Below are 12,828 nucleotides of genomic sequence, written 5' to 3'. Positions count from 1 at the left end.
GTTGGGAGCGACGATCATCTCCACGCAGGGTGCATCGTCGCCCGGGCTAGCGCCACTACCGCCTGCGCATCGCGTGAGGGCTGATGGTTCGTGCGCCGGTCAGGGCTGTCATTGGAAGTGGCGAACGGCGATACCGTCGAACAGCAGGGTGAGGCCGTGGTCGAGCAGGCGATCGAAGTCCAAGCCCGATTCTTCGGCCGTATCGGCGAAGCGGCGTGACAGCGTGGGGTGGGTGTGCGGGGCGATCAGCGCCAAGGCCTCGGTGCGGAAGGTCTCGGCGGCCGGGGCGGCGGTTCGGACCGCGGCGGGCTCGGAGTTCGGCAGGAGGGCGAGACCCTGCACCAGGCCGGATAGGGCGAGGTAGATGGCCAGCAGAGTTTCGGTGGGGATGTGCGGGCGGTCGAGAGCGGTGAAGGAGCGCTCCAAGATGTCGAGCAGCGCCGGACCCACAGGTGGGCGAGTGTCGGCGAGGACCTGCAACATCCACGGATGTTGTTGATAGAGCTGCCATTCCGCACGGGCTTGGTCACCGAGCCGGTCCCGCCAGCCGGTGAATCGCGTGGGTGGTGACGGAAATTCGGCCAATACCAGTTCGGCCATCTCGGTGAGCAGGCTGTCGCGGTCGTCGAAATAGCGGTACAGCTGGGCGGTGGCCACCCCCAGTTCGGTGGCGAGGCGGCGCATGGACAACGCCTCCAGGCCCTCGTGATCAGCCAATTCGACGGCGGCCCGGGTGATTCCGACGGTGGTGAGCCGATGCACGCGCGTGGTGCGGCGCGGACGCGGCGGCACGGCATCACGGCGAGCCCGGTAGGCGCGGGCCTGACACGAGCGTGAGCAGTAGCGGCGGCGTCGCCCGCGTAGGGGCTGGACCAGCGCCGCACGGCAGATCGCACAGCACGGCTCGGTTTTCATCACACAGCAAGTGTGACGAAATTGTCGAATCTTCGCTACTGAGTCCATAGCTTGAGTGCTGAGGACACTGTTCACGAAGGGATGAGTATGAACATCGAAATGACGGTTCGCCGGGCGGACGCAGCCGATGCCTCGCGGGTGACGGAAGTCTTCGCCGAAGCGACCGCCGACGAAGCGGTCTTGACATGGGTGATGAAGGACCACCCCGAAATCGCACAGCGCTGGCGCACCGAACACGTACCGGAGCTGATCCGACACGCACTGCACGAGGACGAGGTGTGGGTCGCGGCTGTCGGAGACGACATCCGGGCGGTTTCCCTGTGGCGGACCGTGACCGACAGCGAGCAGGGCGAGCAGGAAGTCTCGTGGGCGCGAAAGCTGTTCGAGCACACGCCGGTTCCACCGTTTCGACGCCTCGCCACGGTGACCGGGGCACTCGCGGCGCGCCACCCCGAGGAGTTCCCGCACCGTTATCTCCAGTCCATCGCGACAGTGCCACGGCATCGCGGTTCGGGGGCCGGCGGGGCGATTCTGATTCATCGCCTGGCGGCCGCCGAGCGAGCCGGGGTTCCGGTCTATCTCGAGGCGAGCACCGAGCGCTCGGCAGCGCTGTACGAACGGTGTGGATTCATCCGTGTGGGCGAACCGATTCCACTGCCCGAGGACGGTCCGACCATGTTGCCGATGTGGTTTCGCGGGTAAGGTTCGCTACCGTTGAACCGGACGAACGTCGCCGCCCGGAGCCGGGTCGTTTTCGGGGCCGCACTGTGGATCTCGTCGCTGCAATTCTTCGTGACCAACTGGGTCGTGGCCGCCCGATAGGCCGACCCGGCATACGATCCCATCGCCCAGGCGATCAGCAGTCTGGGATCGACCGAGTGCGCCCCCGCTATGCCACCTTCGTGTGCTCCCCGTGGCATGCCGCAGCCAACATCTCCTGGACGATCGCCGGCGCCTGCATACTCCTCGGTACCGTCCTGACCGTGCCCGCGCTCCCCCGCGACCGTGTCGGCCGCGGAGCGGCGTGGTTGCGGGGCGGGGCAGGTGTAGGGCTGATGATCGTCGGCCTGTTCCCCGACGATGTCGCACTCGGACCGCATGTCCTGGGTGCGCTGCTGCTGTTGGTGGGCGGCAACGTGGGCCTGATCCTGCTCGGAGTCGCCCTGCGGCGCAATAACCAGTGGCCGCGACTGGGTTCGATCGCGGTGATTGTCGGAATCGTGGGCGTCGTCACCGCCCCACTCATGCCCGCCACCGACCATCTGGAGGTATCGGGCCTGTTCGAGCGGATCTCGGGCTACCCGATGATCGCATCCTTCGCAGTACTGGGCTGCCTGATGATCCGTCGAGCACCGAGCCGGTAACCGGGCATGATCATCACGACTAGGACCAAGGACTAAGGACTACGACAATGCCCAACCGTTCGGCGCTAGGCTCGTCGCGTGGACCGGGCCGCGATCCTGCTCCAGACCTCGATCTTCCGTGACCTCTCGATCCCGGATGTCGAGGAGCTCCTGCCCGACCTTCGTGAGCGCACCTACGATCGCGGACAAGTGGTGTGGGTGGAGGGCGCGCAGGCCGAGGAGCTCGTGGTCGTTGCGGAGGGGCAGCTGAAGGCCTACCGGGTGAGCGCCGATGGCCGCGAAGTCATTCTCGCCGTCTATCCCGCGGTCGCGGTGACGGGCGAGGTCGGGCTCTTCCATCCGCGCGGCACCCGCTGGCTCGGCCTCGACGCGATGACCCCGACGACGTGCCTGTTGTTGCGGCGGGCGCCGTTGCTCAGCTTCCTGTCTCGCCACCCCGCCGCGATGCAGCGGATGCTGGAGGAAATCAGTATCACAGCCGTCGCGGCGGCAAGCTCGCTCAGCCGTATCGCGTTCGACCCCATCGGTCGCCGGGTCGCGGGCGCGCTGGTCGCCCTGGCTGACGCATACGGGGAAGCGACCCCGGACGGGATCTCGATCACGTTGCGGCTGTCGCAGGGCGAGCTCGCCTCGCATGTCGCGGCCTCCCGGGAGAACGTCAACCGGGCACTAGTGGCGCTCACCGCGGCGGGGGCGATCAGCCACCGGGGCGGTCACTTCCACATCCACGACCGAGCAGCACTCGAGCAAGCCGCAGGCACCTGAATTTGTGACGTACGTCACTGCTCGCCGTCCATCGTGCGAGCACTGTCTTTGCATGACTCATACAACGCCTTCCCGGAGTCCTGACCAGGTCACCGACCTCCAGCAGCTCCGCGCCGGTTTCGCCGGCGAGATACTGACACCCGCCGACGGCGAGCGGTACGACGCGACTCGAGCCGTCTACAACGCCATGTTCGACCGCCGTCCGGCGGTGATCGCTCGGGCAACCTGCGACGGCGACGTGGTCGCGGCACTGCTCTACGCGCAATCCGCTCGGCTACCGATCGCGGTCCGCGCCGGCGGTCACTCGGTCGCCGGCTACTCCGCCATCGATGACGGCTTCCTGCTCGACCTGCGACCCATGAAGAAAATCGCCGTCGATCCCCACACTCGACGTGTGCGCGTGGGACCAGGCGTGACGTGGGGTGAACTCGACGAGGCCACCCAGGCGCACGGCCTCGCCACCACCGGCGGCCGGATGACGACGACCGGAGTCGCCGGCTTCGTGCTCGGGAGCGGCAGCGGATGGCTCGAGCGGATGCATGGGTTCGCCTGCGACAACCTGGTCTCGGCCCGAGTCGTCACGGCCAACGGCAGGATCCTGACCACCAGCGCGGGCGAGAATCCCGAGCTCTTCTGGGGCCTCCGGGGCGGTGGCGGCAACTTCGGTGTCGTTACCGAGTTCGAGCTCCAGCTGCACCCGGTCGGGCCGACGATCTACGGGGGCATGCTGATCTACCCCCGGGAACGAGCCCCGCAGGTCTGTCGCCACTTCCGCGACTTCATCGCCGACGCACCGCGAGAGGTCGCTGGAGGGCTCATCATGTTGACGGCTCCTCCCGCCCCGTTCGTACCGGCCGAACTGCAGGGCCGTCCGGCCGTCAGCCTGCTCGCGGCGTACTTCGGAGACCTCGAAGCGGGCCCGGAAGTCCTCGCACCGCTGCGCTCCTATGGCGAGCCGGCCGTCGACCTGGTCGGACCAATGCCGTATCTCGACCTTCAGGCCATTACCGACCCCGGCAACCCACCAGGACGTCGCAACTACTGGACCTCCAGCCTTTTCACCGGCCTGCCCGATGCGGCGATCGACACGCTCGTCGAGCGCGCCGACGCGGCCACGTCCCCGGCCAGCGTCACGATCCTCGCGCCGTACGGCGGCGCGGTCGCGGAAGTGGCAGAGGACGCCGTCCCGATCGGGGGTAGATCGGCGCCCTGGTTCTACCACTGCTATGGGATCTGGACCGACCAGGATGACGCGCGGCATATCGAATGGGTGAAGGGGACCTCCGCGGCGCTGCGGCCGTGGACCAGGTCGGGCATGGCACTCAACTTCTTCACCAACGTCGATGAGGACCGAGTGCGGGCCGCCTTCGGCGACGAGAAGTATCGCCGCCTGGTCGCCCTCAAGGACGAGTACGACCCCGAGAATATCTTCCGGCTGAACCAGAACGTGCGACCGTCCTCACCGCCCCGCTGAGCCCATGGCCACGAACCCGATCGACCAAACCGTCCGCACGGCAGCGGGATTCGCGCAGCAAAGCGCGAGCCTTGCTGCGAGACCGGTTCCTCCGCCGTACCGGCGGATTCCCGGGCGGCGAAATACCCGGTCAATCAGTCGTCATTTGCTGCCCGGCGCCCAGTTCAACCCCCACCCGTAGGTGCGGTCCAGGTCGGCCTGGTTGCCGGTGATGTACTGGACTTCCCGCTGTACGTCCAGCCCCTGCCCGGTGTTGCTCAGCAAGGCGATCGCGCAGATCCGCGCACCGCTGACCGCGGAATCCAGGCGCACCTCGAGTTGCGGGCCCGCGGTCGGGAACATCGTGACGACACCGTCGACCGCAGCCCAGTTCGCCGCGCCTTCGTAGATCATCGCGAAAATCAGCACCCGCCGAAACATCTCGGGGCGTGCGAGATTGATATGGAGGTTCTCGCCACCGACCGCGGAGCCGGTGCGGTCATCGGCATCCAACACGATAAACGGCGGTTCGTTCAAAGCCCCGAAGCTATTGCCCAGCGCCTGGATCACGCCCTTGGAGCCATCGGCCAGTTCGTAGAGACATCCCAGATCCAGGTCGATGCCGCCGGTCGCGCCGGTCAGTTTCGCCAGGAATCCGGTTTTGCGGGGGGCTCCGCTGGTCCAGTTCAGGTTCACGCGCATCGCGCCTTGCCGCTCACCGGATTTGGTGAGCGTGACGCTGCGCGCGGATTTGGTGAGCGTGACCTTGCTGAGGTTCACCCCCGGCTCATTCGACGGCTCGGGGTCCGGTTTCTTGTTGTAGTCGATCGCCATAGATGTTCGTGTTCCGATCTCTGGATTCGCCGGACTCAGATATTGACGCCGTAGTCGCGGGCGATACCGGCCAGCCCGGAGGCGTAGCCCTGCCCGATCGCACGGAACTTCCACTCGGCACCATTGCGGTAGAGCTCGCCGAAGACCATGGCGGTCTCGGTCGAGGAATCCTCGGTCAGGTCGTACCGTGCGAGCTCCGCACCGGAGGTGCGGTCGACGACGCGAATGAAGGCGTTGCGAACCTGGCCGAACGATTGCTGACGCGACCCGGCCTCATGGATCGACACCGGGAAGAAGATATTCGTGATGGACGGCGGCACCGAGGACAGGTCGACGTTGATGGACTCGTCATCGCCTTCACCCTCACCGGTCAGGTTGTCACCGGTGTGCTCGATCGAGCCTTCCGGCGAGCGCAGGTTGTTGTAGAACACGAAATGCTGATCCGACACCACCTTGTGGTCCGCGCCGGTCGCGATCGCGCTGGCATCGAGATCGAAATCGGCGCCGGTGGTCGACCGCACATCCCAGCCCAAACCCACCGACACAGCGGTCAGATTCGGCGCCTGCTTCGACAACGAGACATTGCCGCCCTTGGCCAGACTCACACCCATAGTGAAACTCCTCCTCTGTTGGTTGACGCAACCCGTCCGGGCTGCTGATCCCGAATCGTCAGCGCCGAAGGCTGACAGTTCGGATCGGTGGCCCGAGTATTCGGTGGGATGGAAATGAGATATCGACTCGATCAACCCCGCCCGCGGCGGAATCCTGCCGCGCACGTAGTGCAGCGCCCGGCACTATCCAGGCGCACGGTCTGTCGCCACCGACCTCAGGCATGCCACACAGTAGCACGTAGCACTGTATGGTTGACGTCTGCGGAAGGAGAACGCTGATGACCGAAACATTGCTCAGGATCGGCGAACTCGCCGCCCGCGCCGAGGTCAGTGCGCGCACCATCGACTACTACACCACCATGGAACTGCTGGTCCCCGCGCAACGGACCGCGGGCAACTATCGTCTGTACAACCCCGCCGATGTCGACCGAATCCATCTCATCCAACGCCTCGAAGCCCAGGGCATACCGCTGGAAGAGATCGCCACCGCCCTCAACGCCGCACCCGGCGACGTCGGCGAACTCCTCGCGCGCATCGATGACGATCTGAAACACCTGCACAACGCTGCCGAGACCGCCCCCACCGAGATCCACGGCCTACTCAGCGTCATCGCCGCCCGCGTGCACTCTCTGATCACCGTCGCGGTCCAGATCCCACCCGATCTCCCCATACTCTGAGCGCCGAAACTACTCTGAGCGCTGAACAGGGCGTCGGCCGCACCGGATGGGAACCATGGTTGCTCGAGCCAACCAACCCGAACTCGAGAACTCATCGACTTCGCGCCAAGGTGCGGGCCGAGTGTGCGATTCAGCGCGACACCAGCGACGGACAGCGATATCGATACCCTCCGGCATTCCGGAATGCCGAGCGGGGCAAAGCGTTCCACGCAGCCGACCACGAACGGACAGCTGCCCGTCTCGGCTTACTCAGCGGGAACCGAGCCCGAGTGGATCCGCCCTGTCAGGAATTCAGCGTTTGACAACCTGAGTGCCGCCCGCGACGTTGTCGTGCCAGCCTTGTTTCGTCGAGCTCGCACTCACCGTGACCGCGATCGCGATGGCCGAGAAGAACCAGAGGATCCCGCCGAACCATGGGATCAGGTTGAACAGCATGTACGCGTTGCGAAGCGCCGACTCCTTGATACTCGGCTTCTCCGCTCCCCCTTGCCCGTTGACATGCAGGCCGAGAACCTTCTTACCCGGTGTCGACCCGGTGATTACCTCGAAGAACACGAAGTACAGGAAACCGAATCCGGCACCGGGCAGGATCGACACCCAGCCCGGCAGATCCGATGCCCTGTCCAGCACCCAGAACAGGATTCCGCCGATGATGCCGGCGATGATCCAATCGATGAACCTGGCTGCTGCTCGGCTGCCGATCCCACCCGGCGTCAAGCCGACTGAGCGCCCCGGAATCTGTTCGTACCCACCTGCGGTCATCGTTGCTCCTCAGATCGATCCCCCCGCGTCTTCGCCCGGTGTGTGTACCGCCCGACACCGTGACAGGCCGAGCATCTCACAGATCACGGCGACCGGGGATGCGGACCACGACATATCACCGACAATTCACATTGCGTCTGGTTGCTCTGGGGCGCAATGGTTTCCGATCAACCACCGGCCTACCCGAGGTGTGAGGCCCTTGAAAGCCTGCCGCACCGAACGCCTTCTACCGAGTGGTGTCGCGATGGTGCTACTCGAGAGGTCGTTCGGTGCGGACTTCACTTCCGAGCGAGCTTCGGCATACCTACCGCACCGACGACTACGGCAACGAGCCTCGCGATCATTACCGACCTGAGAACCGCCGATTACGTGATAAGTAGTGCGGATTATTTGCAGGCCATTAGTGTGTCGCAGGACACCAAGCGCTTGCTTGTGTAGAAGGAGAGCTCGGACATGCACCATGGTGGACTTCGTCGCCGTAGGCGAACTATTTCGGCAGTCAGCGCCCTTGTGCTGATCACAGCGCTCGGTGCGACAGCGTGCGCCGGCGATGAGGGATCGGACGCGAACAACCCCGTCGCGGGCGCGGCGACCACGTCGCTGGCGAGCAACCCGGCCAGCGGTGACCCGGTGAAGATCGGATTCGTCTCGACCGAGGGCGGCGCGGTGGTGTCGCTGCCCGAGATTCGCAGCGGTGCCGAAGCGGCCGTGGAGTACGTGAACAACAATGGCGGCGGATTCGCGGGTCGGCCGATCGAACTCGTGGTGTGCAAGCAGCAGGAGGAACCGACCTCGGCGACCAAGTGCGCGAACGAGATGGTGGAGAAGAAGGTGGCCGCGGTGCTGGCGGCGGGCACCTCGCAGGGTGGGACGGTGGTTCCCATCGTCGCGGGCGCGGGCATTCCCTACATCACGCTCAGCGGCGTTTCCGCCGCGGAGCTCACCTCGCCGGATTCCTCGGCGTTGTCGGCGGGCCTGCCCGGCATGCTGACCGCCATGACGGCGGCGGCGAAATCGCAGAACCTGAAGTCGTTCACCATCTTCGCCAGTGACGGCGGCGGTGCGGGCGCGATCATCAATGCGATGGGCGTGCCGATCTTCCAGGGCGCCGGGATCGAATTGAAGGTGGTACCGATCCCGCTGGGCGTGCCGGATCCGACGCCTCTGGTCACCGCCGGGCTGTCGAGTAAGCCCGAGGGTGTCAGCGTGGTCGCCGACGCCGCGACGTGCAGTTCGGTGTTCAAGGCAATCCAGACCACCGACCCCGCGGTGAAGAAGATCTTCATCCCTGTCTGTCTCGATCCGGCCGTCACCAAGGTCATCGGCATGGATGCGGTGATCGGCAGCATCGGCGTCACCGGCACCGATTATCTGTCCGATCGCCCGGATTCGGTCCTGTACCGAACGGTCTTGCAGCAGTACGCACCCGACACTCACGTGACCGGAATGGCGGCCTCGGGCTACCAGGTCGTCATGGCGGTGGTCGCGGCCGGCGCCGGAATCCAGGGCGAGATCACCCCGGCCGCCATCAAGGACGCGCTCAAGACCGCGCGTGACGTCGAAATGCCCGCGGGCGGCGGCATCACCTTCACCTGCGACGGCACCGCGTCGCCGATGATGGCCTCCATCTGCTCGCGCCAAATGATGTACGGCGAAATCAATGACAAGGGTGTGGCGGTCGATCTCCAGCTCGCCGGATAGCTAGCGCACAGCGGTAGGCAGCCGGTTTCAGCCAGAGAGATTCGCCATGACAGACCATATTTCCTTCCTATTCCTGGGCCTCGGCAACGGGGCGGTGTACGCGGCGCTCGGACTCGCGCTCGTCATGACGTTCAAGAGTTCGGGTGTCGTGAACTTCGCGACCGGCACCGTCGCGCTCTACACCGCATACACCTACGCGTTGCTGCGGACCGGTGAATTCATGGTCCCGATACCGGGTCTGCCCAAGACGGTCGACCTCGGTCAGCCGCTCGGTGTCGGCCCGGCCATGGCGATCTCTCTGGTTGTCGCCGCTGTACTCGGCGTGCTGTGCTACGCCCTGATCTTCCGTCCGATGCGCACCGCCCCGGTCGTCGCGAAAGCCGTTGCGTCCATTGGGCTGATGATTGTCATTCAGGCGCTCATCGCTCAGCGTGTGGGCACCGGACTGATCTCGGTGGAGCCGATCTTCCGGCTCGACAGCTTCGCGATCGGGGACCGCAATGTGCCCACCGATCGGGTGTGGCTGGCCGTGGCGGTCGTCGCGATCGCGATCGCCGCCCTCGCGATCTTCCGCCTCACCCGATTCGGTGTCGCGACCGAGGCGGCCGCGGAATCGGAGAAGGGCGCCTATCTCACCGGGCTCTCCCCCGACCGGATCGCGTTCAGCAACTGGGCACTGTCGTCGGTGGTCGCCGGTCTCAGCGGCATCCTGATCGCACCGCTGGTCGCGCTCAACCCGGTCGCGTACTCGCTGTTCATCGTGCCGGCGCTCGCGGCCACCCTGGTCGGCAATTTCAGTTCGATCGCACTCACGGTGGCGGCGGGTATCACGATCGGAGCGCTGCAGGCCGAAACCACCAACCTACAGTCCCTCTACGAGTGGATGCCGAAATCCGGTACCGCCGAGGCAGTTTCGCTGCTGCTCATCCTCGGCTTCCTGGTGCTGAGGGGACGGCCGCTCCCCGATCGCGGCAGTGTGGTGCGCAAGACACTCGGTCGCGCGCCCCGGCCGAACAACATCGCGATCCCGGTGCTGCTGTCGCTGGGCATCGTGGTGGTAGCGCTGCTGGCGACCGCCGGCAGCTACCGCGCCGCCATCATCAGCAGCATCATCTTCGCCGTTCTCGGTTTGTCGCAGGTCGTCATCACCGGCTACGCCGGACAGATCTCACTCGCCCAGCTCACCCTCGCGGGCGTCGCAGCGTACTCGGTGAGCGTGCTGAATCAGCATCTCGGAGTTCCGTTCCCGTTCGCGCCGATACTCGCGGCCCTGTTCGCCACCATGGTGGGCGTCGTTGTCGGACTACCGGCCTTGCGGGTGCGCGGGCTACCGCTCACCGTGGTCACCCTCGCCCTGGCGGTCTTCGTGGAGGCCTTCTGGTTCCGCAACTCCGACCTGAACGGCGGTGTCGACGGCTCCCCCGTCGACACCCCCCGGCTGTTCGGGATCGACCTCGGCATCGGTGCGGGTGAATCGTATCCGCGCATACCTTTCGCGCTGCTGTGCCTGGCCGTGCTCACCGCCGTCGGCCTCGGCGTCGCGTGGCTGCGCCGCAGCAGGCTCGGCACCGACATGCTCGCGGTGCGCGCCAATGAGCGCTCCGCGGCAGCCGCCGGGATCGACGTATCCCGCACCAAGCTGTTCGCCTTCGCCATCAGCGCGTTCATCGCCGGTCTGTGCGGTGCGCTGCTGGGCTATCAGCACAGCATGGCCACTCCGGAACCCTTCACGGTCTTCCTCGGGATCTCGGTATTCGCGATCATCTACGTCGCGGGCATCACCTCCATCACCGGAGCGATACTGGCCGGCATCATGGCCCCCGGCGGTGTGCTGTATCTGCTGGTCGATCGATTCCTCGGTGCCGGTGACTACTACGCGGTGACCAGTGGCGTGCTGCTCATCGTGACGGTCATGACCAATCCCGACGGCATTGCCAGCAAGCTCCCCCGCCTGCCCTGGCCTGCGTGGAATTGGAAGGGCCGCACCGAGATACCAGTCACCGCCGCGATTGCCGCACCCGTTCCGGTGTCGGCGGATCCGGCCGCACCGGCCTTCGCGGTATCCGGGATCAGCGTCGATTACGGGGCGGTCAAAGCCGCGACCGATATCGGCTTCGAGGTCTATCCGGGCGAAATCGTCGGCCTCATCGGCCCCAACGGGGCGGGTAAGACGACGGTCATCGACGCCGTCACCGGATTCGCCGTCGCGACCGGTTCGGTGCGGCTGGCGGGCGAGTCGCTCGATGGACAGGCCCCGCACCGGCGCAGCCGATCCGGGCTCGGTCGCAGCTTCCAGGACGTGGAGCTCTACGACGACCTCACCGTGGCGGAGAACGTGCGCGTCGGCGCGGCCCGCTCGCACTCGGAACTGCCTATCGCGCAGCGTGTCTCGCGCACACTGTCGGTCCTGGGCCTGGAGGATCTGGCCGAACGCGAAGCCGCGTCCCTCTCGCAGGGACAGCGTCAGCTGGTGTCGATGGCGCGGGTACTCGCCGCCGAACCGAAGGTCGCTCTACTCGATGAGCCCGCCGCCGGTCTGGACAACACCGAAAGCCGTTGGCTGGGACAGAAATTGCGGTCGGTACGCGACAGCGGTACCGCCATTCTGCTGGTGGATCACGATATGGAACTGGTGCTGACCATCTGCGACCGCGTCATCGTGCTGGATCTGGGCCGGGTCATCGCCAGCGGCACTCCCGAGGAGATTCGTGCGCACCCGGATGTGCGCCGGGCCTATTTGGGTATGCCCACCGACGCCGTCGAATCCACACCCGAATCACGGGCTGCCGCAACGGCCGAGCAGGAGGCATCGCTGTGACCACCATGGAATGCCGGGGTCTCACTGCCGGGTACATCAGGGAGCGTCCCTGTGTACGCGATGTCGACCTGAGCCTGGCGGCCGGGGAGATCACCTGCCTACTGGGACCGAACGGCGCCGGTAAGACCACGCTGCTCATGGCATTGTCCGGCCTGGTCCCCCGCGACGGCGGCGAGATCCGGGTGGCGGGCCACGCGATCGGCAGCGGCCGACCTCGTGAAACAGTACGTGCCGGAATGGTACTGGTGCCCGACGACCGTGCCCTGTTTCGGCAGCTGAGCACCAAGCAGAACCTGCAACTCGCGGTCGCACAACGCGCACGCCGTCGAGCAGGAGTCGAGCAGATTCTCGAATACTTTCCGGCACTGGAGAAACGGCTGGGAGTGCCGGCCGGTCGGCTCTCGGGCGGCGAACAGCAGATGCTGGCCATCGGCCGAGCCATTCTGCAACGGCCGAAAGTGCTACTCATCGACGAATTGAGTACGGGTCTGGCCCCGGTGATCGTCACCGAGATCCTCGATGTACTACGTGCACTCACGATCGATGAGAACCTGAGCGTGCTGCTGGTCGAACAACACGTGCACCTGGCGCTCGGCATCGCCGACCGGGCGGCGATCCTGGTCCACGGCCATATCGTGGATCAGGACACCGCGAGCGCTTTCCGTGAGGATCCCGCACGCGTCGAATGCGCCTACCTCGGTGTAGCGCAGCCCTGATCGGCAACCATCACGTTCGGTGCCCTGCCGCTCCGAGCGATGGTCCGACCATACGTATGGGTGGGGACACTGCGGGATGGACGCTGGAATCGGGAGTGCGCGGTTGAGAGTAATCGCACACCGTCACCTTCTGTTTGCCACACCTAAACTTGCTGCGAGTCGGATCGCAGGGGTTCGTGGCTGGTCCGGACTCTATCGAGCACGAGCACTTT

The 12,828-nt window shown here is 65.7% G+C and carries 12 protein-coding genes; 8 read left to right on the top strand and 4 right to left on the bottom strand.

Annotated elements, in window-relative coordinates; genetic code table 11:
- Positions 1-108: 108 nt before the first annotated feature.
- A complete protein-coding gene (locus tag NU1_RS27945; protein WP_067526001.1) occupies positions 109-915 on the bottom strand; it encodes a TetR/AcrR family transcriptional regulator in 807 nt (268 codons plus the stop codon).
- A gap of 87 nt (positions 916-1,002) precedes the next feature.
- Here NU1_RS27945 and NU1_RS27940 point away from each other — a divergent pair, with 87 nt between their 5' ends.
- The 4 genes from NU1_RS27940 (at position 1,003) to NU1_RS27925 (ending at position 4,518) form a co-directional block, all read left to right on the top strand.
- A complete protein-coding gene (locus NU1_RS27940) occupies positions 1,003-1,617 on the top strand; it encodes a GNAT family N-acetyltransferase (protein WP_212761198.1) in 615 nt (204 codons plus the stop codon).
- A gap of 176 nt (positions 1,618-1,793) precedes the next feature.
- Complete coding sequence (locus NU1_RS27935; protein ID WP_067525998.1) at positions 1,794-2,279, top strand: DUF998 domain-containing protein; 486 nt, start codon at positions 1,794-1,796, stop codon at positions 2,277-2,279.
- Positions 2,280-2,357: 78 nt separating this feature from the next.
- Positions 2,358-3,044 (top strand): Crp/Fnr family transcriptional regulator, encoded by a 687-nt coding sequence (locus tag NU1_RS27930; RefSeq protein ID WP_067525996.1) that lies wholly within the window; start codon positions 2,358-2,360, stop codon positions 3,042-3,044.
- Between the two features lie 52 nt (positions 3,045-3,096).
- Positions 3,097-4,518, top strand: a complete 1,422-nt coding sequence (locus tag NU1_RS27925) for an FAD-binding oxidoreductase (RefSeq protein WP_084521860.1) — start codon at positions 3,097-3,099, stop codon at positions 4,516-4,518.
- A gap of 141 nt (positions 4,519-4,659) precedes the next feature.
- On the opposite strand, the gene NU1_RS27920 is transcribed toward NU1_RS27925, so the two are convergent.
- On the bottom strand, positions 4,660-5,331 hold the full coding sequence (locus NU1_RS27920) for a TerD family protein (RefSeq protein ID WP_067525993.1): 672 nt from the start codon (positions 5,329-5,331) through the stop codon (positions 4,660-4,662).
- 35 nt (positions 5,332-5,366) lie between these two features.
- On the bottom strand, positions 5,367-5,942 hold the full coding sequence (locus NU1_RS27915) for a TerD family protein (protein ID WP_067525991.1): 576 nt from the start codon (positions 5,940-5,942) through the stop codon (positions 5,367-5,369).
- Positions 5,943-6,220: 278 nt separating this feature from the next.
- Between NU1_RS27915 and NU1_RS27910 the strand changes: the two genes are divergently transcribed.
- On the top strand, positions 6,221-6,619 hold the full coding sequence (locus NU1_RS27910; RefSeq protein WP_067525989.1) for a MerR family transcriptional regulator: 399 nt from the start codon (positions 6,221-6,223) through the stop codon (positions 6,617-6,619).
- A gap of 291 nt (positions 6,620-6,910) precedes the next feature.
- Here the strand turns inward: NU1_RS27910 and NU1_RS27905 are convergent, their stop codons facing one another.
- A complete protein-coding gene (locus NU1_RS27905) occupies positions 6,911-7,381 on the bottom strand; it encodes an RDD family protein (protein ID WP_067525987.1) in 471 nt (156 codons plus the stop codon).
- Between the two features lie 510 nt (positions 7,382-7,891).
- Between NU1_RS27905 and NU1_RS27900 the strand changes: the two genes are divergently transcribed.
- The 3 genes from NU1_RS27900 to NU1_RS27890 are packed head-to-tail and all read left to right on the top strand — an operon-like array spanning position 7,892 to position 12,616.
- Complete coding sequence (locus tag NU1_RS27900) at positions 7,892-9,082, top strand: ABC transporter substrate-binding protein (RefSeq protein ID WP_371859842.1); 1,191 nt, start codon at positions 7,892-7,894, stop codon at positions 9,080-9,082.
- Between the two features lie 46 nt (positions 9,083-9,128).
- The gene (locus tag NU1_RS27895) at positions 9,129-11,900 is read left to right on the top strand and encodes a branched-chain amino acid ABC transporter permease/ATP-binding protein (RefSeq protein WP_067525983.1); all 2,772 of its coding nucleotides are present in this window, start codon (positions 9,129-9,131) and stop codon (positions 11,898-11,900) included.
- Entirely contained in the window at positions 11,897-12,616 is a 720-nt protein-coding gene (locus tag NU1_RS27890; RefSeq protein ID WP_067525981.1) for an ABC transporter ATP-binding protein, read from the top strand. Before NU1_RS27895 ends, NU1_RS27890 begins: the two co-directional genes overlap by 4 nt.
- The last annotated feature ends 212 nt before the right edge of the window (positions 12,617-12,828 follow it).

The sequence above is a fragment of the Nocardia uniformis NBRC 13702 genome (genome assembly GCF_001613345.1).
In the GTDB taxonomy this organism is placed as follows: domain Bacteria; phylum Actinomycetota; class Actinomycetes; order Mycobacteriales; family Mycobacteriaceae; genus Nocardia; species Nocardia uniformis.
The sequence above is the reverse complement of the archived record's forward strand: the minus strand, read 5'-3'. Positions and strand labels throughout refer to the sequence as shown.

Bases quoted from the DNA above. Each gene is read 5' to 3' on its own strand.
- NU1_RS27945 (WP_067526001.1), bottom strand. From the start codon at position 915: ATGAAAACCGAGCCGTGCTGTGCGATCTGCCGTGCGGCGCTGGTCCAG.
- NU1_RS27940 (WP_212761198.1), top strand. From the start codon at position 1,003: ATGAACATCGAAATGACGGTTCGCCGGGCGGACGCAGCCGATGCCTCG.
- NU1_RS27925 (WP_084521860.1), top strand. From the start codon at position 3,097: ATGACTCATACAACGCCTTCCCGGAGTCCTGACCAGGTCACCGACCTC.
- NU1_RS27920 (WP_067525993.1), bottom strand. From the start codon at position 5,331: ATGGCGATCGACTACAACAAGAAACCGGACCCCGAGCCGTCGAATGAG.
- NU1_RS27915 (WP_067525991.1), bottom strand. From the start codon at position 5,942: ATGGGTGTGAGTCTGGCCAAGGGCGGCAATGTCTCGTTGTCGAAGCAG.
- NU1_RS27910 (WP_067525989.1), top strand. From the start codon at position 6,221: ATGACCGAAACATTGCTCAGGATCGGCGAACTCGCCGCCCGCGCCGAG.
- NU1_RS27905 (WP_067525987.1), bottom strand. From the start codon at position 7,381: ATGACCGCAGGTGGGTACGAACAGATTCCGGGGCGCTCAGTCGGCTTG.
- NU1_RS27895 (WP_067525983.1), top strand. From the start codon at position 9,129: ATGACAGACCATATTTCCTTCCTATTCCTGGGCCTCGGCAACGGGGCG.